Raw genomic sequence first — 23,503 nt, 5'->3', positions numbered from 1 at the left:
ATGGAGGATCTTTCATGGGTGATCGTAGAGCTCCTAAACAGGATGAATCCAACAATCGGAGCGATGAGCCGGCACTGAAGACAGACACCGATCCGCTTGAGTTGATTGAGCAATGTCTGTCCTCATTTCCTGAGGGGGATGCTCGCCAGAAGCTTTTGTATAAGCTGCGCCATGCGGTGACGCTGTCTCAAGCTGCCCATCAGCAACGTGAACTGGAATTCAAGAAAGTCGGCGAGGTCGTTGCCAAACTGACGGCACCGGCCAATCGAATCGGCATCTTGCTGGATATTCCAGGTACGGGACTCGCCCGCATCGTCGTCGGTGGGGCTGAGTACTATGCCAACGTGGACCCCCGCGTTTCCGATACTGATCTGAAGATCGGAACTCAGATTCTGGTCAATGAAGCCTACGCAGTGATCAAGACGCTCGGGTACGATCAGAATGGGCCGATCTTGAAACTGGCCGAGGCTATGCCTGATGGACGGTTGCGGTTTGAACAGGAGATGGGCCGACAATCATTGATTCTACAGCGGTCGACCGATCTCGTCGGCGTGGAGCTCAAGACAGGTGATGAGATCCGCATCGATCCTAGCCACCGTGTGGCGATCGAGAAATTGGGCGATCGCAAAGCAAGTCGACATGTCCTAGACGAAACCCCGAACATTACTTGGGAGCAGATTGGTGGACAGAATGAGGCAATCGCTGCTATTCGGAAGGCGATTGAGTATCCACTGCTTCATGCCAAGACCTTTGAGCGGTTCAAGTTTTCCCAACCCAAAGGTTTTCTTCTCTACGGGCCGCCCGGATGCGGGAAGACCCTTATCGGGCAAGCAGCCGCTGGTAGCTTGGCCAAGCTGGTCAGCGAATCCAAGCCAGAGCACCAACCCGATGGGGACACGCGTCCGCCGGTGACAGGCGGAGCATTCCTGCATGTAAAGGGGCCTGAAATCCTCAACATGTGGCTGGGGGAATCGGAACGGATGGTTCGTGACCTCTTCGAGCAAGCGAGGGCAAGACGCCGGGACGGCGCGTTGCCGTTTATCTTCATCGACGAAGCGGAGTCGATTTTGGGAACGCGCCGCGCCATGCGTTCCTTCAATATCTCGAACACGCTCGTGCCAATGTTCTGCAGCGAAATGGATGGGATCGAGTCGCTGCATGACGTCGTCATCATCTTGGCTTCTAACCGCCCCGACTTGATTGATCCGGCGGTGCTGCGCCCAGGCCGCATTGATCGGAAAATCAAAGTCAGCCGACCGAATAGGGATGCCGCAGCTGAGATTATGAGGGTCTATTTAACATCTGATCTGCCGCTGGATCCTGCGTTGGTCCAGGAACGAGGCGGTGAGCAGGTGCGAGCGGTGGCCTCGCTTGTTGAGGACATCATCGAATCCATCTTTCGTCGAACGGAGGATAATCGGCTGCTGTCGATCAGGCTCAGGAGCGGGCAAAACAAGGTGCTCTACCGTGGTGATCTGGTGAGCGGAGCCATCTTGGCGTCGATTGTTCAGCGTGCCAAGGAAAAGGCGATCGACCGTACGGTTCAGTCGGGGCAGCCGTCTGGCTTGCAACCCAAAGACTTCTTGGATTCCGTCTCAGCAGAATTTCGAGAGGGTGACATGTTGCCGCCGGACGATGCGGCGGAGGAGTGGCTGAAACTGCTGGATCATCACCCGGAACAGGTTATTGGGGTTTCGTCGTTCCGGCGGGGGCGTCAGACCGAAGAACGCCTCGTGAATCAGATCATTTGAGGAGAGGCTGATAGGGAACAAGCTGGCAAGATGCAGGCGATGTGCGCCTGTCAGCCTGTTGCTTGTAAGGATGTCAGCTGACGATTATGCGTCTTTTTGGCATTGAAACCGAATACGGGATTACGCGCGATGACGTACCGGAGGTGGATCCGGTCGTCGAGTCGATGGAATTGGTGCGGGCCCATCTGGATGCTTCCTTTGAGCGGCGTTGGGACTATGCGGGTGAGGATCCCCATGAGGACGTTCGCGGCTTTCGTGCCTCGGGCTTGCAGCAGGATCGAGAGGAAGATGAGTTCGCACAACGCGATACCCATCGCCCCTTTTCATTCCATGACATGAAGAGTGATCTGGTGTTGCCGAACGGCGCCCGCTTCTACAACGATCACACGCATCCGGAATATTCGACGCCTGAGTGCCGAACACTTCGAGACCTGCTGGCTCAGGACCGCGCGGGGGAACGTATCGTCCTACGCGCCGCCGAGCGACGCAATCGGGCGCTCGGTGGCCCGCATCTCCGGCTGTACAAAAACAACACAGATTTCCATGGCCACAGCTATGGCTGTCACGACAACTATCTCGTCTCGCGGGCCGTTCCCTTTCCGGATCTCGTTGCAGGCTTGATGCCGTTCTTGGTGAGCCGACAAGTCATCGCCGGCGCAGGAAAGGTCGGGACTGAAGCCCAGGAGTCCGGACATGTCCCAGGGTGGTATCAGCTCTCTCAACGCGCCGACTTTATGGAGGCTGAGTTGGGCGTCGATACGATGCACAACCGACCGATTCTCAATACCAGAGATGAGCCTCATGCGGATCGGATAAAATATCGGAGGCTCCATCTCATCATCGGCGATGCCAACATGTGCGAGTATGCAACGGCGCTTAAGGTCGGGACGACCAGGCTTGTGCTCGATCTCATCGAGCGAGGGGCTATGCCTCACATCGAGCTGGATCAGCCGGTGGCTGCCGTGAAACAGTTGTCGCGCGATCCGGACCTGAAAGCAGTGGTTCGTCTCAAAGACGGACGCCGGCTTTCTGCTGTGGAGCTTCAAGCGCAGTACTGTGAGGCGGCACGCCGCGAGTTAGCCGGATCAGACGAAGAGTCGGATTGGCTATTGAATGAGTGGAGTAATACCTTGGGTCTGTTGTCACAAGACCGTTCACAGTTAGTGGGAAAGCTGGATTGGGTCACGAAACAGTGGTTACTCGAGACGTTTCTGCGAGAAGAGCGGATCGGCTGGGACGATCCCTGGTTGGCCAGCTTGGACTTGGAGTATCACAATATCAACCCCGAACAAGGGCTGTACCTGGGATTGGAAGCCGAGGGGAAAGCTTGGCGGATGACGACCGACGAGGCAATTGACGAGGCGATTCGGAACGGCCCAAGCGATACCCGTGGTGGGTTGCGCGGACTTTGCGTACAGCGTTTTCCTGATCAGATTCAATCGATGCAATGGGAACAGATTCAGTTCGTGGGAAGGTTACGCGCACATAGTCTGGACATGGGAGATCTCTTTGATCCGCAAGAAGTCCGACGATGCATGGGTGTTTTCCAATGTGCCCATTCACCGGCTGATGCGCTGGCAACGTGGCGACACAGGAAGGATGGTGAGGCATGACACACAGTATGATGCCGGAACGACGTGAGGGGCCAGTTGATCCTATGCCGAAGTCGCCAAGTCCGCTGGAAGAAGGCGGCGGGCCGCGACGGCCCGATACGGGATCGCCCGAGAAGGATAGCCTTATGAAACGGATGCGCAAGGTCGATCCCAAGCAGGCAGAACGGTATAAGCAGCGGACGGGCGAATAGGACCTGAGGGGTGAGGCGGGAGGCATAAGAATGGGGAGAAAGTTCTCCTCACCATTGCCTCCCTACTGGAGCGGAGTGACATATGGGTATGCAGAGCGATTTCTATCAGCTGTTGAAAGAACAAGGGCATGTGTTTGGCGTGCCGAGCCAGGCGGCGCGAGGACAGGAACTGACCACAGCTACGACGATCCTTGCGTTCAAGTACCTGGATGGGGTGTTGGTTGCCGGGGACCGGCGTGCGACAGCCGGCAATATGGTGATGTACGACCGCACTGACAAGGTGTTGGAGATCGATCGACATAGTGTCATGGCAATTGCCGGAGTGCCAGCGACCGCGTATGAAATGGCGCGCATACTTGAACATTCGTTCAAGTATTTTCGGCGGACACAGCTTCAGGAACTCAGTTTTGAGGGTAAACTCAGGGCTCTCTCAAAGTTGCTGAAAGACAACGTCCCGGCGGCGCTGGCGGGTACGGGTGCTGTGGTGCCGATCTTTGCCGGGTACGACTTGGAGCAGGAATCGGCAAAGATTTATTTTTACGACATTCTCGGTGCGGAGTTCGAAGGAGCGGACTATGCAGTATCCGGGTCTGGTTCACCGACCATTCGCGGAATCCTACATTACGTGAATACATGGGGTGAACAGCCGCTGAGCGCGATGCCGGAAGAGCAGGCAACTGTTCAGGCATTACGACTGTTGACGAGTGCCGCAGAATTCGATAGCGCGACCGGAGGAGTCAACCGAGAAGCTGGTCTCTATCCGGTGATCAAATTCATTACTGCTTCCGGTGTGCGCACGATGCCGGACGCGCAATTGAAGCCTCTCTTCGAGACAAAGGTTAGTCGCCATGTATGAAGAGCCATATAAATGGGTTGAAGCGGTCGGCAATCGTCGGACCTATCTCGACGAACAGTTTAAGGAGGGAGCCCCTGTTGTTGGAGTTACGTGTGAGCGCGGTATTCTGCTCATGACAATGAGCAAGGGCACTCCCAAGCTCTATGAGATTTACGATCGTCTCGCCTTGGGTGGGATGGGGCACCCGGCTGATCTCGAGAAGCTGCGCTTCAATCTGTTGGAGATGGCTCACGTCGAAGGATTCAATCGCTCCGCTTCCGATGTGACTGGAGGACGTCTGGTGAAGTACGGGATGGCGCCGGCAATCAAACAGGCGTTCGAAGAGGTGTTCAAAGCCCCTTTTATCGTGAAAATCTTACTGGCAGAGCTCGGACAGAAAGCCGGGAAAGACGGGTTCTTGACGATCAACTACGACGGAACATTTGAGGAAAAGAGCCAGTATGCAGTGCTTGCCGCGACGTCAGCGGTCGAGCAGAAGATGGCTGGATATCTCCGAGAGCAGTCTCTTGCGTCTCTTGCGGACACTGTAGGTGCATCGATTCGCACGTGGGCGGTCGGTGATCGAGCGCAGCGACGCGCCCTGGACGAGGGAGAAGGCCATGATGAGGCGGGGACTGGTCCTGATCAGCAGGCGACGGACTCTGAGACACTCTATGCCTATCTGCGGCAATGTATTGCTGAAAAGACGATCGAATGTGCCTTACTTGATCGCCATGTGCAAGGCCCCTCCAAGTATCGAGCCCTTGGGGTTGATGAACTGAAAACACTGCTCCCCAATGAGCTGAGCCCATCACTCGCGTAATAGCATGTTGAATCGTATCTTCGGTTTAGAGACTGAATACGGACTCTTGATCCACGAGGATCGACCGGACCATTCTCCGACGTGGTTTGCGCATAAGATTCGTGACCATCTCTTTCAGGTTCAGCGGCGCGGCGTGCTGGATTTGCACCATCGGGGGCATGATGAGCCTCCAGGCAATGGGGGATTTCTGACCAACGCCGGACGAATGTATTTGGACATGGGGCATTTGGAGTATGCTTCACCGGAATGTCATTCCCTCATGGATGTCGTGGCGTCGGACCGTGCTGGGGATCTCTTGTTGCAGCGAACGATCGAAGCTCTCGGGTTCTGTGACCAGGTGTCCTTGATCAAGAACAACATCGACCATGAGACGGATGCGACCTTTGGCTCGCATGAGAACTATCTGGTGCCCCGGCGGTTTCCTTTTTCGAGGAGCGGGATGGCTCCGCTCGTGACGTTTCTTGTGACCAGGCAGATTTTTACCGGCTCTGGGCGTGTCGGTTCCGCCCCCCTCCAGGATGCCTGGATTCAGGTGGATCGGTTACTTGTTCCACGGTCGGGTTTCGGTGCGCAGCCTATATCGGAGTTGCCCTTTCAAATCTCCCAGCGTGCCGACTATATCGTGAACGATTTCTTTGAATGGGTGCAGCAGAATCGGGCGATTGTGAATACGAGGGATGAACCGTTGGCGGACCCCAATCAATACCGACGGATTCATCTGCTGCTGGGCGATTCCAATATGGCTGAATATGCGACGGCATTGAAGCTCGGTACGACCGGGCTGGTGCTGCAGTTGATTGAGGAGGGACATGCGCCTCAAGAATTGGAAATCGACGAACCGGTGGAAGCGCTTCAAGAGATTTCACAGGATCAAGAACGGCGCTGGCTGGTCCGGTTACAGTCTCACAAGATGATGTCGGCTGTGGATATTCAAGAACGGTTTCTTGACTGTGCTGTTCGACATTACAGCGGGCAGGATGAAGAGACCGATTGGGTTCTTGCCCAATGGGCATCAGTGCTCCATGATCTGCGCGGCGATTATCAGAAGCTCGTTGGGCGTGTCGATTGGGCGTCCAAGCTGTGGTTGCTGGACTGCTTCCGAGAAGCAGAACATGTCGAGTGGACCGATCCTATGCTGAAGAGTTTAGACTTGGAGTATCACAATCTGAATCCAGCGAAGGGGCTGTATTACGGATTATTGGAAGAGGGGCGTGTCCCTCGTGTGACGACGGACCGCCTCATTGATCTCGCGATGGACACCGCGCCCAAAAACACGCGTGCCTATGGCCGCAGTGAGATGGTTAGATATCTTCTGAGTGAGCGGCCCGCTTCAGTGGCGGATCAGCTTCCAGCCTCTGATGGCTTATTCCCTGCCTATGTCATCAATTGGTCGATCTTCCAAGTGAGGGGTCGCGCCCCGTTTCCCATGCCGGACCCGTTTAAGACCTATCTGGAAGATGTGCGGACACATCTCAACAGCGTGATCGTCTAAGCTGATCAGACTCAGTAATGACTGTTTATTTCTCAGTCAGAATCCCCTTGTGCTAAGCTTTGGCACATACAGTGGACGGTTATGCTGCATGAGAGGTTGGGTTATGGGCGCTAGACGATGGGTGATGGAATATGGCGTCGCTCTGGTTCTAGCATTTCTCTTCGCAATGATCCTTGGACAGATGTCGTTGTTTCGAGAAAGCTCGCTGGGAAAACTTCGGGCGTCAGACCTTGTCCAATTCGTGGGCTACAGTGGCTCAGTGGTGATCGGGTGGTTGGGTGCCAGAGAGTTGGCGAGAAACCCACCGGTGGAATGGAAGTGGATCGTACCGTTTCAGGGGCTGGTCGTGCCTTGCGCGACGCTGCTCGCAATTACCATTGCGTACGGTGTGCTGCTCTTTGCGCTCGATCCGTTTCTTGGGAAAGTGGGCGAGGCAATTTACAACTGGGTCTTCATTGTGGCCATCGTTGCCGATAGTGTCTGGCTCATCCTCAGCTGGGTCTGGAAGTGTGCTCCGCTCGTCGCAGCCATGGAGTCTCGCAAACTCCGCAAAGCTGCGTAGGCGTTCTGCTCCAGGGGACAAGCTTGACGCAGCGTCCGTCATAGCCGCCCCAGCAGAAAATCTATGATTCTGTTCTCCGCCCAATACGAGTCTTCTCCATTTTGGCCTCTGTGAAAAAACCCGCAATGGCCTCCATAGCGAGGTGCGGACACACGTATGTGTGGGTGCCGCTGAATGGTTGGTACGGTAAACATTGAGTAGGGAATAAACGGGTCGTCTTGTGCCGTAATGATGAGCGTAGGGACCGCGATGGCATCGAGCACATGGCGTGCGCCCGCTCTGTTGTAGTAATCGGCGCCGTCTCGATAGCCTCCGTCGTGAGCGGTGTAGCGATCATCAAATTCGCTGATCGTGGCGATCTGATCGAGTTGGGACAGATCCCATTTCCCCGGCAATAGCGCCGCCTTTTTCCGCAACCTCAACTTCAAGCGAGTCAAAAAGTGGCGATGATAGATGAAGTTGCGAGGCTTCTCCAATGCACGAGCGCAAACGGCTGGATTGATATTTGGGCATACTGCTGCCACTCCGGCGAGGGCGGGCTGGGTTTGGCCCAGCTCGCCTCCCGCTTTCAGGACGAGATTCCCACCCATGGAATACCCGATCAGCCATATGCGGTCGAGTCCATCTCGGCGTGCTAGTTCATTGATGATCGTGCGGTAGTCTCCACTCAAGCCGCTGTTATACAGAGTCGGAGTGAGATGCTCGGTTCCACCACATGTTCGTTGATTCATGCGAATGACGTTAAAGCCAGCTCGATAGGCCTTGGCCGCAATGCCGCGCATATACCGAGATTCGCTGGAGCCTTCAAGGCCGTGAACCAGGACTGCTGTGGGAGACGCCATACGATCGTCTTGCCAATGACAGAATCCCTGAAGCTGTGTTTGTGGCTCAACAGGAAAGAACCGAGTCTCCTGTGGCAATCCCATTAAGGATGTGTCCCGGGGCATGTAGCGAGGGACAAGAGTCATGAGATGAGCATTCCGGAGGGGGATCGGAGGCTGAAATGACGAGGCGATATCAAGTTTGTTGGAATTGGTTGTCATGTCGAGTATGCGATGCGGAGAACTTGAAGGGGCTCCTGATGGCTGTGCGGTGCAAGTCTAAGACTTAACAGGAAAAACATTCAATGCAAAACCATACGATTATTGTCACGGAGGAATCATGCAGAGGGTGGCCCCGTGAGATCTTGGTTGAGTGATTGAAAACTGTCTCGATCTGCTCAAACCATGAGATCAAAACTTTCCTTAGCCCGATGAGGAAAGAGGGGAGATCTGGATAAGAGAAGTGTTGTGGCTCCCCGGGCAGGACTCGAACCTGCGACCAGCCGGTTAACAGCCGGCTGCTCTACCAACTGAGCTACCGGGGAACAGAGATTTGAGTCAACGCGAGTTGTATTTTAGCAAAACTTTTCCAGGAATAGGGAGATTTTTTAGACGTCGAAATCTTCGGTCTCGTCTTCGTCGGAAGAAGCGTCTGTGTTGCCTTTAGCGACAGCAGCGTAATGTTTAGCCCATGTCAGATAGAGGTTACCGCTATCACGCATTGTGTCTGCCGCTTTGATTAGCTTGTCCACAAGCTCAGGGTCTTTGCCTGTCGCTTGAATGATCGCCGCCTGCCGTTCGATGGCTTTGGGGTATTGGGTGATCAAGCCGGAAATCTCGCCGAGCAGCGCATCGATCATATTGTCCTCGTGTTCCATCAGTTACCTCGTGCCTAAAGAAAAACCCCATAGCGCGAACGCCATGGGGTTTTGAGAAGTTTAGCCCGTGACGAACTATCCCTGATACGCTTGTCCCAAAGCCGCAGACTCACCTTTATTAGACATGAGCTGTCCGGTGGCACTGACGGCCTGCATGGTAATGGCATTGTGCTTGGCTGCATCACAGACGATCACACAGAGTTCACAGCCCTTACAGCGGTCGATGATCACTTCGGCCACCATCTTGCTCGAATTGAGATCAAGGGTGTTGGCCTCCGGGCAATACATGATGCAGAGCCGACATCCCTTTTTGGCTACGCATTTTTCATCAATAACTTGAGCTACGTTATACATGCGAGCTGGTTCCTTCTCTCTCGTTAAGCCGCCACGGCAGGATTGCCGACTCGCAGCTCATACTGATTCTTCTCGGCCCACGCGGTGGCGATATCATAAGCAGCCTTCACGGTTGCCAGGTTCTTGGCCAGCAACATTTCTTTCTTGGCGAATTTCTTCTTGATCGCTTCATCCAAGGAGGCGGTTCCACCGGAGGCGACGAACTTCTTCCCGAACCGTTCCTGTAAGGCGCCATCCAGAGCTTCCATTGAGACGCACTTGGTGATGCCCGCAACCGATCCGATCATCGACATGTTCGTTGATAACTCAGTGCCGGCCACCTCAATCGCGAGTTCGGTTCCTGCAATGTAAAATACCTTTACGTTCAGATCCTTGAGCCGTTCAATATCATCGTTCGATAGAAGCTCTTGATCAGAGTTGATCACCACGAGGCCGCCTTCTTTCACGCCGGAATAGAAGGGCATGGTGTAGCTTTTGCCCATAGTGATGACTTGTGGATGAAAAACCTGGATGACATCGGGAAATACTAACTCGCCGCGGTCATAGATTCTCTCGATGCCAATGCGGCAATAACTTTCCGCTGGCGCCATGCGCTTCTCGGCGCCGAAGAACGGGTTGGAGATGGAGAATTTTCCGTCCCGGTTGGCAGCCATGGCCAAGACATGTGCTGCGGTGACCGCACCCTGTCCGCCCAAGCCTGACATCCGGATATTCAATCGTCTCTTAATCATGTCTGCCTCCGGTCTGACTATGCTGATGCTTGTCCTGCCAGCTGTTTGGCGGCTGCTTTCCGTTCCTTATCCTTTGCTGCTAATTCAGCCAGCAATTGTTTGGCTGGCTCACTGATGTATTCCTTGTAGGCGAAACGCTCGGTTGGCTTTTCAGAATCACGCATTTCCTGAAGGCCTTCCATGCTGTTCTTGCCGATTTCAAGAATGCATGGCGTGTAGAGCTGGAGATAAGTTGGGCCAATTTCACGGGCAATATGGACGGCATTGCGGATGACCTTCTCGACCAGTGACGGCTTGCTGACCGTGCAGTTGATCACGTAATGGCAGCCGGATTCACGAGCAATTTCAGGCAACCGCACCTTATCGAATAATTTTCCGACTGGTGCCATCTTGGCCACAAAGCCCTTTTGCATCAATCCACTTTCCTGGCCGCCTGTATTGGCATACAGTTCGTTGTCAAAACAAATTGTTGTGAACTTCTCCTGCCGGAACCAAGCCTGCAGCGTCATATCCAATCCGATGTCAACAGTTGCACCATCACCAGCAAGGACAACGACATCCTTCACACGACCGGGGAAGCGGACACTCAAGGCACGTTTGAGGCCTGATGCGATGGCGTTCTGGTTGCCGAACAATGAGTGGATGTTATGAACCGCCACCATTGGGAATACCAGGCTGGTACAACCAGTTGATCCGACCATGACCGTATCCTCTGGATTCGGGAGAGATGCCAATATGTATCGGAAGGCCATTGACTCAGGACAGCCAGCGCAGAGTGAGTGTTGCTCAATCAGTTCCTTTGATGTGCCTATATCTTTCCAACCTCTATCTTCCTTGCCGTATGTGGCACTTTTTACGAGGTCTTGATAATCCGGTGGCATGATATCGTATAAGTCTTCGGATATTTGTATACGCTCTTTGCTCATATCGCCTCCTCAATATCGCTCATAAGAACGACATAGGTTTGAAGTCAGTACAACTCAGCTTCCACGACCGGCCAAGGAGAAAGTCTTCATCCCCAGGGCTGTTTTAATTTCGGACACGATGATTTCCGGCGGCATCGTCATGCCTCCGCAGACACGGGGTCCTGCATGTACTCGTTCAGGATTAGGAATCGTCGCCTTAATCTCTTTTGCCAGCCAGCCGGTCACATTGAATTCCGGAACGAAGATGTGCTTAGCGTTCTTCGTTGCTTCTCGGATTTCCTCTTCCGGCCAGGGACGTAATGTCTTCACCTTGACAAGTCCGCAGCGCACCCCTTCATCTTCCAAGAGGCGGATCGCTTCGCGGCCCTGCGAAACGGCAGTGCCGGATGCCACGATTATGATTTCCGCGTCAGTGTTCTCTGTGTCGATGAGGCCGTTCAGCCAGTGGATTGAATGCTTGCGCGAGCGCTCTACCGCGGCCCAGATTTCTTGCTGCCAGGACGCGTGGGTTGCATAGCTGATGTAGTTACTCTTCATCACGAATGGATCGCGCATCATGCGCACTGGTGGACATTCCATGTCCATGCAGGGCACCGGTGAGCGATAGGGATCGTATGGTGGCAAGCACATGTCGGCCGGTGTGAGATTGACGACGTCCTTCGTATGTGTCACGAAGAATCCGTCGCAGCACAGTGCAAGCGGAAGGTGCACATCCGGCTCCTCGGAGACCATATAGCCCTTTAAAATCCAATCAAAGAAGTCCTGAGCCGTTTCTGCATGCCACACCAACATGCCGGTATTCAGTAAATAGGCAATCTCAAGCGTGTCTGGCTGAATCGAGAGAGGTGAGTTAATACCGCGGCAAGTGACGATCATTTGGATCGGCAATCTTGCGCCAGACCACATTGGGAAGTTTTCCATCGCACGCATCGTGCCAGGTCCCGCAGTCGTCGTAAATACACGGGCTCCACCAAACGCAGCACCGGCGCACTGCGACATAACGGCAAATTCACTCTCACCACGGAAATAGTCTCCGATATAGCCTTCAGCGAATAGTTCGCCGATCAATGCGGCGGCTTCACTCTGTGGTGTGATGGGATAGGCGATCATCACATCGCAGCTGGCTCGGCGAAGCGCTTCCTTGATGACCTCGGAGCCCGTAAAGAACGATGGGGTCCGCGGAGCCTCGTTCATCAATTTCCACGTGTCTGTATAGGTCTGACCTTTTTTATTTTTTGTGCCGATGACTGAGTGTATATCCGCCATGGATCCAGCCTCCTTTTTACAGGCCCGAATTTACAGGCCCGAACGGTCTCAGGTCGTTAACTTGAAACCCCATTTCTAGCTGATTCTAGCCGTGGTTGGACGGTTCCTTTCAATCGCTTGACCGTATCGGCCAACTTCATGATCTTCTCAACCGACGCATCCCGAAATGATAGCATTGCATCTTCATGCCCGGCTTGTGCACACATTGCGATCGTATAGCAAGAAGTGCCTCCGCGAATGATCTTCAGGGATAGGTTGGCTTGATGACAATGCACTCCGATAAACATGCAGCAGTCGATTCTGTTGTGCCAGATTGTCAAATTTGGATGGTTTGGATTAATCTCGACTTCAGGGTTAATCTTTGGGTATTTGGGACGGTAGTCAGGCATAGGGATCAGCATTGGTTTTTGCCCAGGCTGAACGCATTCGACAAGCGTATTAAAAAGATGTCGAACGGCGGTGGCTTTCTTAGCGGCCTTTTCGTTCCAGGCCCACAATACGAGGGGCCCTGGGAAAATTGTTGGTACCTTCGCCATTAAGAATTGACGCGCCGCTTCCTCATAAGCCTTTTCTTCTGGAGCGATCACACCATTAATATGGGCTTCTCCAGGATTTGGCAAGCAAATCCCCATACTGGCAGCAGCTGGCGGCAGAAAGTGTTCTGGCCCTGGAAGCACACGATAGTCACTCATCACAAGCTACACTCCATGAAAATTATAGTTAATGGAAGAAGCGTTTGTTTCTTTTAAAAAAATACTTTTAGTTTTCTTTTACTACTCTAAGCTGTTTTCCTACTCGTGTTCAAGGTCACAGAAGACCCAACTCAAAGAGATTTTGGGTCACTATTGAGCAGGTAGTGTAGGCCATTTGCTCTTCGTGTGCGTGTTAGGGGAAGCTGCTCAAGGGCCGATGAACAAAACCCAATCCATTATAGGTGTCGCCCTTTTGGATTGTCAAATGAGCGTGTAGGGTCAGGTTATATGAGATGGCTGGCGAAATGCTGAGGTGATGCGCGCGCAGCTTGGCTGCAGTCAAGCCTGGCGTGGGAGTGCGAAGCGTGATGACTACGGAAGCTGTTCGCAGGCGACTGTTGCTCCGAGCATGCACGCATGTTCAAGATCGTCTTTTGCAGCACGCCCTTGTAGTCCTTCCTGGTAAAGCGCCGCTCTTGCGAGCAAGGCCTGTCTATCAGTGGGATCGGTTCGCAGGATCGCACTAAGGTCGTCAATTGCTTGGGCGGGCAGGTTCAGGTTCTTGTAGATTTCGCTCCTGAGCAAATAGGCCTCCTTTTGATATGGAGTCCAACTCTCAGGCGTTTGTGGGGGTAAGCACTTTTGCAGGACGGTAAGGGCGGGCGACAATTGCTTGAGGGAGACCAATTTGCGAGCCTCGGCGGTATACAGATTGATGAGACGATGACGTGCTAAATCAAAAAAAGGGTCTAACTCAAGTACTTGCTCGAATGCGTGGGCTGCCTCGATGGGCCGCTGTAACCATGTGTTGACGTCTCCTTGGCCAAGAAGGGCCCAGGTATTCTTTGGATCAATGAGAATGGCTCGATCGAAATCCATTCGGGCACTGTCGATATATTCGGAGTACTCACTCTGTCTAGATTTGTTGGCGTAGGCCGCAGAGGCGAGCCGTAAATACGTTTGCCCACGCACAATCAAGGGTTCCACAGACTGAGGGTCTAGAGCAGCCGCCCGTGAGGCTAGATCGAGTTTCTGGGGAAGGTGATGAGCCAGAAACGATCTTTCGACCAATATCCGAGCCTGCTCTCGACTTTTTGTGTGGCTGAGCGGCTCAAGGGTGAGAGTTCGCACGCCCCTCGGAGCGGTTCGTAACTCATGGAGCTGGGCCTTGAGTTCTGCATTCTCGTTCTGCAGTCGACGGAAATGTTCAGCGAGTCGCTCTTCGGATTGCCATCGTCGAACGGCTGCTTGAAGATTGTCGAGGTCGACGACTGCGCGGATTCGGATATAGAAGCTTGGTCGATCATTTTCGATGGAACGCCGAGATTCCAGGAGTTCGGTTTTTGTTATCGCGGCCGCAATAGTACGAATCTCCAATGAGCTGGATTGGAAGCTTTTGCCGGGAGAGGATTTTTCGATATCGTGAAAGGTAGACTCGATATACAGTCCGGCCTCTTCAACCGCTCGGCGCTGAGCCAATCGGAGGACCTGTTCTTCAGCTCTTGCGAGAGTATCGCCATCTCCCATTACATAACGCCCCTCGGTGACTACCATGGTTTCTGAAGCACTTGCCTGTTGATGGAGGAGAAGGAAGAAGGCGACGACGGGAAGAATTCTTAATACACGTCGACTATTCATAAGAGAACTATACCGCTCTGGGTAGTATCGGACAATGCTTCGAAAGAGGAGGCTAAATCCAAGGAGTGACGGAAGTTTACGAGGGGGATTTTGGGAAAACCTGCAGGAACGGGTGAATTTCAACTCGTTCAAAGACACCGTAAACCGTATAGGGGTCATGATGGGCGAAGTTTTCAGCTTCCTCCTGCGTCTCAAATTCTAGCACCAGAAGGCTCCCAGTTTTATCTGTCAGAGGGCCTGCGAGAATGATTCGCCCTTGCCTATCCAGCGGTTCGAGGTTAGCTAAGTGGGCGGACCGATGGATTTTTCGCTTAGCTTCCCCTTGTGGGCTATCGTAGCCGATGATGACGAATTTCATACCGTATAAACTGCTGTGCGCTTCAGTGTTGTGTGCCGATCCCTGTTAAGGAGGTATGGGACTAGGCAGGATCGTCTTCGATGGGACAACGATCGTCGTATCCGGATGTGACTTCGTGCCACCAGCGGATTTCTTTCTCGCCAAGTTTCCAACATAAGTAGACGACTCGACCGTCACGGATGTGTGGGAAGTCGCACAGCCCAAGATCGATGTCTTTTACAGTGACTCCCAGCTCATGGATGGCATGGAGGTTGGCACTGATGTCCTGAAGGCTTTTCACGTAGGATACGCCTGCTGGTGTCCCACCGCCGAAACATGCATTGGCCGATGCTTTGCTCGCCTCCTCGCGAGTTCGCATCAAGACGGTTTTACCTTCTCGCACGGTTGACAGATGCAACTGGAGCTGAGGGATAAGCTGATTGGCTTCCAGGAGTGAAAATACGCGGCCCGGGCTAGTTTCGTTTTCGTCACGCGCCATGTCGTACTCGCTGTCTCATCGATGTTAGATTCGAGATTCTCCTGTGTAACACACTTTAAATTCATGGAACAACCTGTGAGCGACATTAACTAGGAAGGATTGTTCGCATAATTGTAGAGAAAACAAAATTCTGGATGCTAGTTGACAACCGGTCGATGCCTGGGTATCATCGCCTCATCATCTAAGGCTGGGCTGATTCTCTCCACCGAAGAATTCAAATCCTGAACCTGTCCCGAATCAAATCTAGCAGCGAGCGTGACGTAACGTAAGTGAGCCCATCAAAGATCCTGCTTGAGCTGTAGACCTCGGAGAGTTTTAGAGGTGGCCGTAATCCCTGCAGTTCATAACAAGAGACAACTCAGTAAAGAAGCGGACAACGAATCTTCCGCAAGCAATTCCAACCCAAACAGACCAAGACCTAAATAAGCTCATTGCTACGATAAAAGCACGTTTCGGATGACCAAATCAGTTCGAGTGTATTCTGGAGAATAACAAACCCACGGCTTGAGAGGAGTTCTATGTCAGTAGATAGGGGGGAAGTAATGCATCTTGCAGAACTGAAACAGAAGTCCATCGCCGACCTGAATGACGTGGCGCGTGAACTGAAGATCGAAGGGGCCACCAATCTGAGAAAGCAGGAACTGATCTTTGCGATCCTCCAAGCTCAGACTGAGAAAAACGGTGTGGTCTTTGGGGAAGGGGTGCTAGAGACTCTTCCTGATGGATTCGGCTTTCTCCGCGCGCCGGACTCAAATTATCTGCCGGGTCCCGACGACATTTATATCTCCCCGTCACAGATCCGCCGGTTCAACCTTCGTACCGGCGACATTGTGTCGGGTCAGATCCGTCCCCCGAAAGAGAGTGAACGGTATTTTGCCTTGCTCAAGGTTGAGAAGGTCAACTATGAAGACCCCGAGGTGTCGCGCGATAAGATTCTCTTCGATAACCTCACTCCGTTGTACCCCGAAGAACGACTCAATCTGGAGTTCGACCGAGAAGAGTATTGTACCCGCGTCATGGATTTGACTACTCCGATCGGAAAAGGCCAGCGAGGGCTGATCGTGGCGGCTCCGCGTACTGGTAAGACGATGCTTCTCCAAGCGATCGCTCGGGCCATTATCAGGAATCACAAAGAAGTCACACTCATCGTGTTGTTGATTGACGAACGACCGGAAGAAGTGACCGACTGGCAGCGGCAGGTGAAGGCAGAGGTTATCAGTTCGACGTTTGATGAACCGGCGCAGCGACATGCCCAGGTGGCGGAAATGGTCCTGGAGAAAGCAAAGCGGCTTGTCGAACACAAGAAGGACGTCGTCATCCTGTTGGACAGTATCACCCGTCTCGCCCGGGCCTATAACACCATTGCGCCGCCCAGCGGCAAGGTGCTTTCTGGCGGTTTGGATTCCAACGCGCTGCAGCGGCCAAAACGTTTCTTTGGAGCGGCCCGCAATATTGAGAACGGCGGGAGCCTCACCATTATGGCAACGGCGCTGGTCGATACCGGTAGTCGTATGGACGACGTCATCTTTGAAGAGTTCAAAGGGACCGGTAATATGGAGGTTCATTTGGATCGGCGCTTGGCGGACAAGCGCCTGTTTCCAGCGATCGATATCAGTCAGTCCGGTACGAGGAAAGAAGAACTGTTGGTGGATAAAGATCGCCTTAACAAGATGTGGATCCTCCGGAAGGTGCTTAGTCCGTTGGGGACGATGGAAGCCATGGAGTTCCTCATGGATAAGATCGGCGGGACCAAGACCAATCAGGAGTTTCTGCAATCGATGAATCGATAATGTGGTGCTTGTTTCTTAAGCTTCCTTCGGTTAAAGTATTGGCCCTTGGGAAGAAACCACGCATGTTTGTCATTCTTGGGTAAGGAGTTGTAGGTCATGCAGAAGGGTATTCATCCGCTATACCGCGAGGCAACGGTTCACTGCGCCTGCGGAAATTCGTTTAAGACCCGTACCACTATTGGTGATATCAGTGTTGATATCTGCTCCAATTGTCATCCGTTCTTCACCGGTACACAAAAGATTATCGATACTGAAGGACGCGTTGAGCGGTTCAAAAAGAAGTACGCGAAGAAGGACAAGTAGCCACTCTACGTGTCATATGAAGGGACCCTGCTTCGCCTGGAGCAGGGTCCCTTTGTTTTTCGGCCTGGATTAGTCGTGCATCTGAGGACCGACCACGATGGAAGCCGCGTTACTCAAGAAATGGGAATTCGTGGCGTCACGATTTCAAGAGTTGATCGATCAGCTCATGGATCCCTCTGTCGTCAGTCAGCCAGCGCAGCTTCATAAGCTCAGCAAGGAACGTGTCGATCTTGAGCCGGCGGCTCAGTTGTTCGAAGTCTATCGTAGCAATGCTCGCCAGCTGGAAGAAGCCGCGCAGATTCTGGCAGATCCATCAGCCGGCAGTGACATGCACAAGATGGCCTCTGACGAAACCGTCGAGTTGCGGAAGCAACAGGAAGTCATGGAAGAGCAGGTCAAGGAGCTCTTGATTCCGAAAGATCCACGGGATGAAAAAAGTCTGCTTCTGGAAATTCGGGCCGGCACCGGTGGAGACGAAGCGGGGTTGTTCGCCGGGGAGTTATTCCGTTCGTATATCAGATATGCGGAGAAGAAAGGCTTCAAGGTCGATACGGTCGAGGCGGCAGAGAATGGTGTCGGAGGATATAAGAACATCACGGTGCTGATCGAAGGCAAGGGGGCCTATAGCCACTTCAAGTACGAAGCCGGCGTGCATCGTGTGCAGCGGGTGCCGGTGACGGAAGCGGCGGGCCGGATCCATACTTCTACTATCACTGTGGCGGTCATGCCGGAAGTGGATGAAATCGATGTGAAGATCGATCCAGGAGACCTCCGGATCGACACGTTCTGCTCCTCTGGCGCCGGTGGCCAGAGTGTCAATACAACGAAATCAGCCGTGCGCATCACCCATATTCCCACCGGAGTCGTGGTGAGTTGTCAGGACGAGCGTTCGCAGCTGAAGAATCGCACGAAAGCCATGCGGACCTTGCGCGCGCGCATTGTGGAAGCCGAGCGGGAAAAACACGAAGCGGAGATCGCCAAAAACCGGAAATCCCAGGTCGGAACGGGCGAGCGGAGCGAGAAGATTCGCACCTACAACTTTCCTCAGAACCGTGTCACCGACCATCGAGTCGGGGTGACGTTGCACAAGCTTGAGCTGGTTATGGAAGGCGACTTGGATGAATTTGTTCAAGCGCTGAAGGCACAACAACAGCAGGCCGAAACCGCCAACGTGTCATGATGGTCGTCCCCATTACCGCAGATCCAAAGACGATTGGCATGGTGCTCACGTGGGCTCAACGTGCTTTGGAAAGAGCTGGATCGACCAATACGTCTCAAGAAGCGATCTGGTTATTGGCCTACGCATTTGGACTGAAACATCACGAGTTGGCGAGTCGGAGAGACCAAGCGGTGTCAGCTGAAGGACTCGCTCGTGCCGAATCAGTCGTATCGAGGCGGATGGCATGCGAACCCCTCCAGTATATTCTTGGCACACAGGAATTTTGCGGTCTCGACTTTGATGTGAACCCGGCGGTGTTGATTCCTCGGCCTGAGACCGAACTCCTTGTTCAGGAGACTCTCAGGGAGGGCAGGTTTGCAGAAGGTGCGGTAGTGGTTGATGTGGGAACTGGGTCCGGATGTGTGGCGGTGACCTTGGCGACCATCCTGAGCGGCATGCGAATTTTTGCCCTGGACTGCTCCGGGGAAGCGTTGACGGTTGCCAAGAGTAATGCGGAGAGACACAGCGTCAGCGATAAAATTACTTGGAAGGAAGGGGATCTATTGTTTCCCTTGCACGAATGCCAGTTAATCGGAGCCGTGGATGCGATCGTGTCTAATCCCCCGTACATCGCCGAAGAGGTCTGGGCCGGTCTGCAACCAGAGGTCCGAGATTTTGAACCGCGGTTAGCGTTGGTGGCTGGACAGAGCGGAACAGAGTTCCATGAACGATTGCTCCACGATGCACGGCAATTTCTCGTGCCTGGTGGATTGCTCGTCATGGAGCTTGGTCAGGGGCAAGCTCCAATTGTGCGACTGGCGGCAGAACATGCAGGGGGCTACACAGGACTTCAGACCATCAAGGATGAGGCCGGTATCGAACGGGTGATGATCGCGCGGCGGGTAGGCTAGGATCACGGTATGGATGAGATTCTTATCAGAGGCGGCAAGAGACTCGCCGGAGACGTTCGCATTAGCGGCGCAAAAAATTCCGCTCTTCCGATCTTGGCCTCGACCATTCTGGGAGGCGGGGAGTGCGTCATCACCAATCTTCCAAGGGTCGTGGATGTGCTCACGATGGGAAAGCTCTTAGGGATTCTCGGAGCCAAGGTATCCCATGAGGGCAATCGGGCGGTCATCCAGGTCAATGCCATTGAATCAACTGAAGCTCCCTACGATCTTGTGAAGACGATGCGGGCGTCGGTATTGGTCCTTGGTCCGTTGGTTGCCCGTTGGGGGGAGGCCAAAGTGTCCCTTCCTGGGGGCTGTGCGATCGGATCCAGGCCAGTGAACCTTCATTTAGCGGGATTGGCAAAATTAGGGGCTGACATTTCCATTGAGCACGGCTATATCACGGCGAGAGCAAAACGATTGAGAGGTGCGCGGATCTACTGTGATACGCCGACCGTCACCGGCACTGAAAATCTCATGATGGCGGCGACATTGGCCGAGGGAGTGACGACGCTAGAAAATGCGGCCAAGGAGCCAGAAATCGTGGACCTGGCCGAATTTCTCGTCAAACGCGGCGCGAGAATTCGAGGAGCGGGAACCGATGAGATCGTGATTGAGGGAGTGCGAAAACTTCATGGTGGGGATCATGACGTCATTCCTGATCGTATCGAGGCTGGCACATACTTGGCGGCAGCAGCCGTGACCCAAGGGGATGTCATTGTGACACATTGCCGTCCGGGTCATCTTGAGGCGGTGCTGATGAAGTTGCGTGAGGCAGGGGCCGACGTGCAGGAAGGCAACGATCATGTGCGTCTGACCATGCCTGGCACATTACGAGGCACTGATATTAGGACGTTGCCCTTCCCAGGTTTTCCCACCGATATGCAGGCTCAAATGGTTGCGTTGCTGAGTCTCGCCGAAGGCACGAGTGTCGTGACTGAAACGGTGTTTGAAAGCCGGTTCATGCATGTCGAGGAGCTGCGGCGGATGGGAGCCAATATCCGCGTTGAAGGGAACCGGTTGGTGGTGACGGGACGCAAGCAGCTGACTGGCGCGCCAGTCATGGCGTCAGATCTTCGAGCGAGTGCCGGGTTGATCGTCGCTGGGCTGGCGGCCGAGGGAGTGACGCACGTCCAACGGGTGTACCATCTTGATCGGGGATACGAGAGAATTGAAGAAAAATTAGGTGCATTGGGGGCTGAGGTTCAGCGCCAAAAGTCGTCGACGAAGATACACTAGGGGTTAGGTATGGTGACGATTGCTCTGTCAAAAGGAAAACTCATGGAGTCCGCGCTGGAGCTCTTCCGACGAGCCGGCTACGACATTCCGGGGCTGTCAGGCGAGAGCCGTCGTCTGATCTTTGTCAGCCCCGAGAACGAGATGACCTTTCTCATCGTCCGGCCCAGCGATGTGCCGACGTATGTGGAATATGGGGGAGCGGATGCCGGAATTGTCGGGAAAGACGTTTTGTTAGAACAGGAAAGTGATGTATACGAACCATTGGATTTAGGATTCGGAGCGTGTAGAATCTCGGTCGCCGCGCTCCGGGGAGAGGGGGCACATGATCGCCTCTCGTCAAAGATTCGCATTGCGACGAAGTATCCACGGATCAGCGAGCGCTATTTTAATACGCGAGGAATTCCGGTCGAGATCGTCAAGTTGTATGGCTCTATCGAGTTAGCTCCGGTTGTGGGGCTGGCAGATCGGATCGTGGATTTGGTCGAAACCGGCAGCACACTCAAAGCTCATGATCTTGCCGAGGTCGAGGTTATTACTCAATCGACAGCCCGTTTCATCGTCAATAGGGCGAGTTTTCGGCTCAAACAAAAGCCACTGATGGAGTTGATTCGTAAACTTCGGGTAGCGGTGCGGAGTCAGAGCGTTCCCTCCCGCAACGGTCGCCCCTCGACGGTACTCGCGCGCAAGCGGAAGGCAGCTCGCTCATGAAAATCGTGACGCAAGCGGATCGCAGCTTTCTCCCATCCCTCAAGAAAATTGCACTTCGCGGACGGACAACCGGCGCGGCGGTTGAAAAAACCGTGCAGGCTATTCTGAGAGGGGTGGAGCAGGGAGGAGATAACGCGATCCTCCGCTACACCAAGCAATTCGATAAGGTCGCGTTGAAGTCGGACGCACTGCGTGTGACTCCTGAAGAGATCAAGAATGCCTATTTCCACATCCGAAAGGATGAGGGAGATGCGCTGCGGCTGGCCGCTCAACGGATTACGTCGTTTCATGAACGGCAACGGACCAAGACCTGGATGTACCAGGATGGGGATGCCACCTTGGGGCAGCTCGTTGGCCCAGTTGATGCGGTAGGGGTGTATGTCCCGGGGGGCAAGGCCGTGTATCCGTCATCCGTGCTGATGTGCGCGATTCCAGCCAAGGTTGCCGGTGTCCCACGCATTGTGATGGTCACTCCGCCCCAGAAGGAGGGGATTAATCCCTATTTGCTGGTCGCAGCTGATATTGCCGGAGTCACGGAGATTTATCGCGTCGGCGGCGTTCAAGCAGTCGCGGCCCTTGCCTATGGGACGAACACCATCGCGAAGGTCGACAAGATTGTCGGGCCGGGAAATATCTACGTGGCCACAGCCAAACGATTACTCTACGGCACGGTTGGAATCGACATGGTGGCCGGCCCCAGTGAGCTGTTAGTGGTGGCCGATGATGAGGCAAAACCAGCCCATGTGGCGGCAGATCTGCTTTGCGAAGCGGAGCATGATGAAGACGCGCAGGTATTCCTTGTGACGACTTCGGAGCGATTGGCCAAGGATGTGTCGAAACTGATCGAGAGTCAGCTGAAAGGTCTTCAGCGTGAAAAGATCGCGTCGAAATCAATTGCCCGTCATTCAGTAGCCTTTGTTGTAACCACTATGGATGAAGCCATTGAGGTGGCGAATGAAATTGCGGCCGAACACCTGACGCTCTCGGTGGATAATCCATTCGATTATTTGGAAAAGATCCGTCATGCGGGCGCGTTATTCTTGGGGCGGTATACGCCACCATCTGTTGCCGATTATGTTGCAGGGCCAAATCACGTCTTACCGACCGGAGGAACCGCCCGGTTCTTCTCGCCCCTGTCCGTCAATGATTATGTCAAGGTGAGCAACATCGTGCATTACACGAAACAAGAATTAGCCAAAATCAAAGATCCTCTGATTCGACTGGCGCAGATCGAAGGGTTCGACGCCCATGCCAAATCGGCGAACATTAGGTTCTCATGAAGAGAAACAGGGTTGCTTCACGACAGGCGAGCATTCATCGGGCTACCAAAGAGACCGATATCCATGTCGAGTGGACTCTAGATGGGGGCGGGAAAGGGAAGATCGACACAGGCATCCGATTCTTCGACCATATGCTGGAACTGCTCTCGAAGCATGGGTTTTTTGACCTGACGGTCAAGGCCAAGGGCGATCTCGATATCGACGAACATCATACGGTGGAAGACGTCGGTATCGTCATGGGAAAAGCATTCCATCAGGCTTTGGGCGAAAAGGCGGGTATCAAACGATTTGGGTTTGCCTCGGCGCCGCTCGATGAAACCTTGGCCCAAGTGACCGTCGATCTGAGTGGCCGGCCATTTCTGGTGTACAACGTGAATCTGCCGGACCGGAAGATCAAGACGTTCGATCTCGGTCTGTTCGAGGATTTCTTCCAGGCCTTTGTGACCCACGGAGGCCTGAACTTGCACGTAAATCTCATGTACGGCCGCAATCCGCACCACATCATGGAAGCGATCTTTAAGGCGCTGGCCAAGGCGTTGGATCAGGCGACAATGCTGGAAGAACGGCTAGCGGGGAAAGTGCTGTCGACGAAGGGGATGCTGTAGAACCACGAAGTGTTTGTGCAATTCATAAGTTCTAGGAGGAGGCAGGCCAGTTAGCCTGCC

General features: G+C 53.8%; 25 protein-coding genes and 1 tRNA gene. 15 read left to right on the top strand and 11 right to left on the bottom strand.

Annotated elements, in window-relative coordinates; genetic code table 11:
- The first annotated feature begins 14 nt into the window (after window positions 1-14).
- The 7 genes from E8D52_12750 to E8D52_12720 all read left to right on the top strand — a co-directional run bounded on the left by E8D52_12750 (window position 15) and on the right by E8D52_12720 (window position 7,267).
- Window positions 15-1,751, top strand: a complete 1,737-nt coding sequence (locus E8D52_12750) for an AAA family ATPase (protein ID TKB67436.1) — start codon at window positions 15-17, stop codon at window positions 1,749-1,751.
- Between the two features lie 86 nt (window positions 1,752-1,837).
- Window positions 1,838-3,364 carry a peptidase gene (locus E8D52_12745; GenBank protein ID TKB67435.1) on the top strand — a complete coding sequence of 509 codons (1,527 nt, stop codon included), beginning with the start codon at window positions 1,838-1,840 and terminating at the stop codon, window positions 3,362-3,364.
- Complete coding sequence (locus tag E8D52_12740) at window positions 3,361-3,555, top strand: ubiquitin-like protein UBact (GenBank protein ID TKB67434.1); 195 nt, start codon at window positions 3,361-3,363, stop codon at window positions 3,553-3,555. Before E8D52_12745 ends, E8D52_12740 begins: the two co-directional genes overlap by 4 nt.
- Window positions 3,556-3,637: 82 nt before the next feature.
- Window positions 3,638-4,411, top strand: a complete 774-nt coding sequence (locus E8D52_12735) for a proteasome subunit alpha (protein TKB67433.1) — start codon at window positions 3,638-3,640, stop codon at window positions 4,409-4,411.
- Window positions 4,404-5,213 (top strand): hypothetical protein, encoded by an 810-nt coding sequence (locus tag E8D52_12730; protein ID TKB67432.1) that lies wholly within the window; start codon window positions 4,404-4,406, stop codon window positions 5,211-5,213. The genes E8D52_12735 and E8D52_12730 overlap by 8 nt, the downstream gene beginning before the upstream one ends.
- Window positions 5,214-5,217: 4 nt before the next feature.
- On the top strand, window positions 5,218-6,705 hold the full coding sequence (locus E8D52_12725; GenBank protein ID TKB67431.1) for a hypothetical protein: 1,488 nt from the start codon (window positions 5,218-5,220) through the stop codon (window positions 6,703-6,705).
- Window positions 6,706-6,808: 103 nt separating this feature from the next.
- On the top strand, window positions 6,809-7,267 hold the full coding sequence (locus E8D52_12720; GenBank protein ID TKB67430.1) for a hypothetical protein: 459 nt from the start codon (window positions 6,809-6,811) through the stop codon (window positions 7,265-7,267).
- Between the two features lie 38 nt (window positions 7,268-7,305).
- Here the strand turns inward: E8D52_12720 and E8D52_12715 are convergent, their stop codons facing one another.
- From E8D52_12715 to E8D52_12665, 11 genes are all read right to left on the bottom strand, one after another.
- Window positions 7,306-8,310, bottom strand: a complete 1,005-nt coding sequence (locus tag E8D52_12715; protein TKB67429.1) for an alpha/beta fold hydrolase — start codon at window positions 8,308-8,310, stop codon at window positions 7,306-7,308.
- Between the two features lie 247 nt (window positions 8,311-8,557).
- A tRNA-Asn gene (locus E8D52_12710) sits at window positions 8,558-8,633 on the bottom strand.
- 63 nt (window positions 8,634-8,696) lie between these two features.
- Window positions 8,697-8,966 carry a hypothetical protein gene (locus E8D52_12705; protein ID TKB67428.1) on the bottom strand — a complete coding sequence of 90 codons (270 nt, stop codon included), beginning with the start codon at window positions 8,964-8,966 and terminating at the stop codon, window positions 8,697-8,699.
- Window positions 8,967-9,041: 75 nt separating this feature from the next.
- Window positions 9,042-9,320, bottom strand: a complete 279-nt coding sequence (locus E8D52_12700; protein ID TKB67427.1) for a pyruvate ferredoxin oxidoreductase — start codon at window positions 9,318-9,320, stop codon at window positions 9,042-9,044.
- 23 nt (window positions 9,321-9,343) lie between these two features.
- Window positions 9,344-10,051: a ferredoxin oxidoreductase gene (locus tag E8D52_12695; protein ID TKB67426.1), complete on the bottom strand. Its 708-nt coding sequence runs from the start codon at window positions 10,049-10,051 to the stop codon at window positions 9,344-9,346.
- Window positions 10,052-10,068: 17 nt separating this feature from the next.
- The gene (locus E8D52_12690) at window positions 10,069-10,977 is read right to left on the bottom strand and encodes a ferredoxin oxidoreductase (GenBank protein TKB67425.1); all 909 of its coding nucleotides are present in this window, start codon (window positions 10,975-10,977) and stop codon (window positions 10,069-10,071) included.
- 54 nt (window positions 10,978-11,031) lie between these two features.
- A complete protein-coding gene (locus E8D52_12685; GenBank protein TKB67424.1) occupies window positions 11,032-12,243 on the bottom strand; it encodes a ferredoxin oxidoreductase in 1,212 nt (403 codons plus the stop codon).
- A 56-nt stretch (window positions 12,244-12,299) separates the two neighbouring features.
- A complete protein-coding gene (locus E8D52_12680) occupies window positions 12,300-12,935 on the bottom strand; it encodes a carbon monoxide dehydrogenase (protein ID TKB67423.1) in 636 nt (211 codons plus the stop codon).
- 372 nt (window positions 12,936-13,307) lie between these two features.
- Window positions 13,308-14,573 carry a hypothetical protein gene (locus E8D52_12675; GenBank protein TKB67422.1) on the bottom strand — a complete coding sequence of 422 codons (1,266 nt, stop codon included), beginning with the start codon at window positions 14,571-14,573 and terminating at the stop codon, window positions 13,308-13,310.
- 76 nt (window positions 14,574-14,649) lie between these two features.
- A complete protein-coding gene (locus E8D52_12670) occupies window positions 14,650-14,931 on the bottom strand; it encodes a hypothetical protein (protein TKB67421.1) in 282 nt (93 codons plus the stop codon).
- A gap of 61 nt (window positions 14,932-14,992) precedes the next feature.
- Window positions 14,993-15,409, bottom strand: a complete 417-nt coding sequence (locus E8D52_12665) for a DUF2203 family protein (protein ID TKB67420.1) — start codon at window positions 15,407-15,409, stop codon at window positions 14,993-14,995.
- Between the two features lie 542 nt (window positions 15,410-15,951).
- Between E8D52_12665 and E8D52_12660 the strand changes: the two genes are divergently transcribed.
- The 8 genes from E8D52_12660 to hisB all read left to right on the top strand — a co-directional run bounded on the left by E8D52_12660 (window position 15,952) and on the right by hisB (window position 23,443).
- Entirely contained in the window at window positions 15,952-17,199 is a 1,248-nt protein-coding gene (locus E8D52_12660) for a transcription termination factor Rho (GenBank protein TKB67540.1), read from the top strand.
- 96 nt (window positions 17,200-17,295) lie between these two features.
- Complete coding sequence (rpmE, locus tag E8D52_12655; GenBank protein ID TKB67419.1) at window positions 17,296-17,502, top strand: 50S ribosomal protein L31; 207 nt, start codon at window positions 17,296-17,298, stop codon at window positions 17,500-17,502.
- 97 nt (window positions 17,503-17,599) lie between these two features.
- On the top strand, window positions 17,600-18,682 hold the full coding sequence (gene prfA / locus E8D52_12650; GenBank protein TKB67418.1) for a peptide chain release factor 1: 1,083 nt from the start codon (window positions 17,600-17,602) through the stop codon (window positions 18,680-18,682).
- On the top strand, window positions 18,679-19,572 hold the full coding sequence (gene prmC, locus E8D52_12645; protein ID TKB67417.1) for a peptide chain release factor N(5)-glutamine methyltransferase: 894 nt from the start codon (window positions 18,679-18,681) through the stop codon (window positions 19,570-19,572). The genes prfA and prmC overlap by 4 nt, the downstream gene beginning before the upstream one ends.
- Before the next feature lie 9 nt (window positions 19,573-19,581).
- Window positions 19,582-20,850 carry a UDP-N-acetylglucosamine 1-carboxyvinyltransferase gene (gene murA / locus E8D52_12640; GenBank protein TKB67416.1) on the top strand — a complete coding sequence of 423 codons (1,269 nt, stop codon included), beginning with the start codon at window positions 19,582-19,584 and terminating at the stop codon, window positions 20,848-20,850.
- Between the two features lie 9 nt (window positions 20,851-20,859).
- A complete protein-coding gene (locus E8D52_12635; protein ID TKB67415.1) occupies window positions 20,860-21,558 on the top strand; it encodes an ATP phosphoribosyltransferase in 699 nt (232 codons plus the stop codon).
- Window positions 21,555-22,838, top strand: a complete 1,284-nt coding sequence (gene hisD, locus E8D52_12630) for a histidinol dehydrogenase (GenBank protein TKB67414.1) — start codon at window positions 21,555-21,557, stop codon at window positions 22,836-22,838. Before E8D52_12635 ends, hisD begins: the two co-directional genes overlap by 4 nt.
- The gene (gene hisB, locus E8D52_12625) at window positions 22,835-23,443 is read left to right on the top strand and encodes an imidazoleglycerol-phosphate dehydratase HisB (protein ID TKB67413.1); all 609 of its coding nucleotides are present in this window, start codon (window positions 22,835-22,837) and stop codon (window positions 23,441-23,443) included. The genes hisD and hisB overlap by 4 nt, the downstream gene beginning before the upstream one ends.
- Window positions 23,444-23,503: the final 60 nt, after the last annotated feature.

Source organism: Nitrospira sp. (genome assembly GCA_005116745.1).
Taxonomy (GTDB): domain Bacteria; phylum Nitrospirota; class Nitrospiria; order Nitrospirales; family Nitrospiraceae; genus Nitrospira_D.
Note: the sequence above shows the minus strand (reverse complement) of the source record. Positions and strands in the feature narration are given on the sequence as shown.

What these genes read in the sequence shown, in the direction of transcription:
- E8D52_12700 (TKB67427.1), bottom strand. Translation starts at nt 9,320, where the DNA reads ATGTATAACGTAGCTCAAGTTATTGATGAAAAATGCGTAGCCAAAAAG.
- E8D52_12695 (TKB67426.1), bottom strand. Translation starts at nt 10,051, where the DNA reads ATGATTAAGAGACGATTGAATATCCGGATGTCAGGCTTGGGCGGACAG.
- E8D52_12750 (TKB67436.1), top strand. Translation starts at nt 15, where the DNA reads ATGGGTGATCGTAGAGCTCCTAAACAGGATGAATCCAACAATCGGAGC.
- rpmE (TKB67419.1), top strand. Translation starts at nt 17,296, where the DNA reads ATGCAGAAGGGTATTCATCCGCTATACCGCGAGGCAACGGTTCACTGC.
- E8D52_12705 (TKB67428.1), bottom strand. Translation starts at nt 8,966, where the DNA reads ATGGAACACGAGGACAATATGATCGATGCGCTGCTCGGCGAGATTTCC.
- E8D52_12665 (TKB67420.1), bottom strand. Translation starts at nt 15,409, where the DNA reads ATGGCGCGTGACGAAAACGAAACTAGCCCGGGCCGCGTATTTTCACTC.
- hisD (TKB67414.1), top strand. Translation starts at nt 21,555, where the DNA reads ATGAAAATCGTGACGCAAGCGGATCGCAGCTTTCTCCCATCCCTCAAG.
- E8D52_12725 (TKB67431.1), top strand. Translation starts at nt 5,218, where the DNA reads ATGTTGAATCGTATCTTCGGTTTAGAGACTGAATACGGACTCTTGATC.
- E8D52_12730 (TKB67432.1), top strand. Translation starts at nt 4,404, where the DNA reads ATGTATGAAGAGCCATATAAATGGGTTGAAGCGGTCGGCAATCGTCGG.
- hisB (TKB67413.1), top strand. Translation starts at nt 22,835, where the DNA reads ATGAAGAGAAACAGGGTTGCTTCACGACAGGCGAGCATTCATCGGGCT.
- prmC (TKB67417.1), top strand. Translation starts at nt 18,679, where the DNA reads ATGATGGTCGTCCCCATTACCGCAGATCCAAAGACGATTGGCATGGTG.
- E8D52_12690 (TKB67425.1), bottom strand. Translation starts at nt 10,977, where the DNA reads ATGAGCAAAGAGCGTATACAAATATCCGAAGACTTATACGATATCATG.
- E8D52_12735 (TKB67433.1), top strand. Translation starts at nt 3,638, where the DNA reads ATGGGTATGCAGAGCGATTTCTATCAGCTGTTGAAAGAACAAGGGCAT.
- E8D52_12720 (TKB67430.1), top strand. Translation starts at nt 6,809, where the DNA reads ATGGGCGCTAGACGATGGGTGATGGAATATGGCGTCGCTCTGGTTCTA.
- E8D52_12675 (TKB67422.1), bottom strand. Translation starts at nt 14,573, where the DNA reads ATGAATAGTCGACGTGTATTAAGAATTCTTCCCGTCGTCGCCTTCTTC.
- murA (TKB67416.1), top strand. Translation starts at nt 19,582, where the DNA reads ATGGATGAGATTCTTATCAGAGGCGGCAAGAGACTCGCCGGAGACGTT.
- E8D52_12685 (TKB67424.1), bottom strand. Translation starts at nt 12,243, where the DNA reads ATGGCGGATATACACTCAGTCATCGGCACAAAAAATAAAAAAGGTCAG.
- E8D52_12635 (TKB67415.1), top strand. Translation starts at nt 20,860, where the DNA reads ATGGTGACGATTGCTCTGTCAAAAGGAAAACTCATGGAGTCCGCGCTG.
- E8D52_12670 (TKB67421.1), bottom strand. Translation starts at nt 14,931, where the DNA reads ATGAAATTCGTCATCATCGGCTACGATAGCCCACAAGGGGAAGCTAAG.
- E8D52_12680 (TKB67423.1), bottom strand. Translation starts at nt 12,935, where the DNA reads ATGAGTGACTATCGTGTGCTTCCAGGGCCAGAACACTTTCTGCCGCCA.
- E8D52_12740 (TKB67434.1), top strand. Translation starts at nt 3,361, where the DNA reads ATGACACACAGTATGATGCCGGAACGACGTGAGGGGCCAGTTGATCCT.
- E8D52_12715 (TKB67429.1), bottom strand. Translation starts at nt 8,310, where the DNA reads ATGACAACCAATTCCAACAAACTTGATATCGCCTCGTCATTTCAGCCT.
- prfA (TKB67418.1), top strand. Translation starts at nt 17,600, where the DNA reads ATGGAAGCCGCGTTACTCAAGAAATGGGAATTCGTGGCGTCACGATTT.
- E8D52_12660 (TKB67540.1), top strand. Translation starts at nt 15,952, where the DNA reads ATGCATCTTGCAGAACTGAAACAGAAGTCCATCGCCGACCTGAATGAC.
- E8D52_12745 (TKB67435.1), top strand. Translation starts at nt 1,838, where the DNA reads ATGCGTCTTTTTGGCATTGAAACCGAATACGGGATTACGCGCGATGAC.